This window comes from Halanaerobium salsuginis, assembly GCF_900114545.1.
GTDB classification, from domain to species: domain Bacteria; phylum Bacillota; class Halanaerobiia; order Halanaerobiales; family Halanaerobiaceae; genus Halanaerobium; species Halanaerobium salsuginis.
In genome coordinates this window covers 1-2,569 of record NZ_FOTI01000084.1, presented here as the reverse complement: position 1 = coordinate 2,569, position 2,569 = coordinate 1, and the positions used below count along the sequence as shown (strand labels likewise).

General features: G+C 34.1%; 2 protein-coding genes. Both read left to right on the top strand.

The genetic code is table 11. The features are described 5' to 3' along the window. Nucleotides 1–174 precede the first annotated feature (174 nt). Entirely contained in the window at nucleotides 175–1,749 is a 1,575-nt protein-coding gene (gene istA, locus BMZ74_RS14205) for an IS21 family transposase (RefSeq protein WP_218142095.1), read from the top strand. A gap of 14 nt (nucleotides 1,750–1,763) precedes the next feature. Beyond that, nucleotides 1,764–2,519 carry an IS21-like element helper ATPase IstB gene (gene istB, locus BMZ74_RS14200; protein WP_089862858.1) on the top strand — a complete coding sequence of 252 codons (756 nt, stop codon included), beginning with the start codon at nucleotides 1,764–1,766 and terminating at the stop codon, nucleotides 2,517–2,519. Nucleotides 2,520–2,569 lie beyond the last annotated feature (50 nt).

Genomic DNA, 2,569 nt, shown 5'->3' with positions numbered 1-2,569 from the left:
TGTAGATGATAAAATAGATTTTACAGAAAACGCTCATTAAGATTTTACGGATATTGCTAGATAATGTAAATCTCAAGATTTAGAGTTGGCAAATATGTTAAATTAATCCAGTACCATAATCTGCTCTTTTAGGATATAATATTCTTTTAAATATCCTAAGAGGAGGCAGAAATATTGAATAAAGAAGATGGATACAAAATGCATATAAAAATCCACCAGTTAAAAGAAATGGGATTCAATAAATCCCAGATCGCAAGAAGATTAAATATTAGCAGACCAACACTCAATAAGTACTATGACTTAAATACAGAAGAATTTAAAGAAGTTCTTCAGTCAATGAGTACCAGAACTAAAAAAGCAGATAAGTATCATGATAAGATTCTAAACTGGCTAAAAGAACATCCTGATATCTCAGCATCTCAGATCTATGACTGGATCGAAGAACAGGCTAATGGACACCCTGGTTTTGCTGAGAATACTCTCAGAAGATACATCAGAAATTTAAGGAAAGAGCATAATATTCCCAAAACAAGGCATCCCAGGTTCTATGAAGCAGTTGAAGATCCACCAATGGGTCAACAGATGCAGGTTGATATGGGTGAAAAATGGGTCTACAAAACAGACAAAATCACCAGAGTTAAACTCTATCTGATTGCTTTTGTTCTCTCCCATTCTCGATATAAATATATAGAATGGTTTGATAGACCATTAACTACAGCTGATGTAGTAGCAGCTCATGAAAATGCATTTGAATACTTTAAAGGTATACCAGAGGAAGCGGTCTATGATCAGGATAGTTTAATCCTGTATAGTGAAAACTATGGTGATTTAATCTACACTCATCAGTTTGCATCCTACAGGCTTGATAGAAAATTTAGAGTATATATGTGTCGAGCAGCTGATCCAGAATCTAAAGGCCGCATTGAAAATGTTGTTGGTTATGCTAAAAATAACTTTGCAGCACATAGAACATTTATCAATCTGGAAAAGTGGAATGAGGATTGTCTTAAGTGGCTTGAACGCCGTGCTAATGGAAAAATACACGGTACAACGAAAAAAATACCAGCTCAGGTATTTACCGTCGAAAAGCAATACCTGAAGCCAGTATCCGAAAAAATTAAAACTAATTCTTCTGACTTAAGTATAACTTATCAGGTGAGAAAAGACAATACTATTCCGATAAAAGGTAACAGATATTCTGTTCCATTAGGCACCTATCAAGGACCTGAAAGCTATGTTAAAGTGCTTGAGGACAATGATAAATACCTGATATATGATTTTGAAAGTACAGCTAAACTGGCAGAACATAAAATAATTAAAACTAAAGGTAAACTCTCTAAAAATAGGGATCACGTAAGAAAGAAATCTGCTAATATTAATAAACTGATAGAAAAGATAACTCTTCTCTTTCCTGATAACAAAAGAGCAGATAAATTTCTAGCAAGAATCCGAAAAGAAAAACAGCGATATATCAGGGATCAACTGCTTGTAATAGAAAAAGCTTTAGAAGATAAAGATTCTGAAACTATCACAGAAGCATTAGAATACTGTATAGGTAATAAACTCTACAGTGCCAGTGATTTTAGAGATATCATTAGTTATTACGATAAAGAAAAAATCAAGTCTAAAAATGATGATATTTTACTGGTAGCTGATAATATAGCTTTAAATGAAAAAGATAAAGCTAAACTTGCTGCTAAACCAGCAGTAAGAGACCTTGATGTCTATCAAAAGATATTTGACTCTTAAAACTGGAGGTATAAATGACAACCACAATTGAAAATCTAAAAGATAAATTTAAAGTTTTAAAGTTAAAAAATGCCTCTGATAATATATCAGAAATCATATCTCACGCTGTTGAAAATGCCTTCTCCAGTGAGAAACTGGTTGAGTATATACTGGATCAGGAGATTGAAGCACGAGAAGCAGCCAGATTGGAAAAATATCTAAAACAGGCGGCATTCCCAGAGTATAAAACTCTGGCTGAGTTTAATCTTGAAGAGCAGCAGACTCTATCTAAAAAACAGTTTAACCAGCTTAAGGAACTATCCTGGCTTGAGCGGGGCTACAATATAGTCCTGCTTGGGCCTTCAGGTGTAGGTAAGACTCACCTGAGTATTGGCCTCGGTATTCATGCCATTAACGAAGGCTACAAAGTAATTTTTGCAGGCATTAGTGATTTGATTTATTGGCTTAAAACTGCTGAAATGATTAGGTCTTCTAAAACTAAACTCAATAGAGTTTTAAAATGTGATCTTTTAATTATTGATGACATCATGTTTATGGCAATGGAAAAGCAGGAATCCAACCTCTTTTTCCAGCTGATAAACAAACTGTATGGTCAGACTTCAATTATTATTACCTCAAATAAAGGACCTTCAGATTGGGGTGAACTAATAGGCGATCAGGCAATTACAGCTGCGATATTAGATCGCATAGTTCACAAGTGCGAAATCATCAATTTAGATGGTGATAGCTACAGATTGACTCACAGAGAAACCATTTTTGGAAAATCTTAGGTGTAAAATCTTAATGAGCGAAAAGTGTAAAATATTATTTGACATTCACA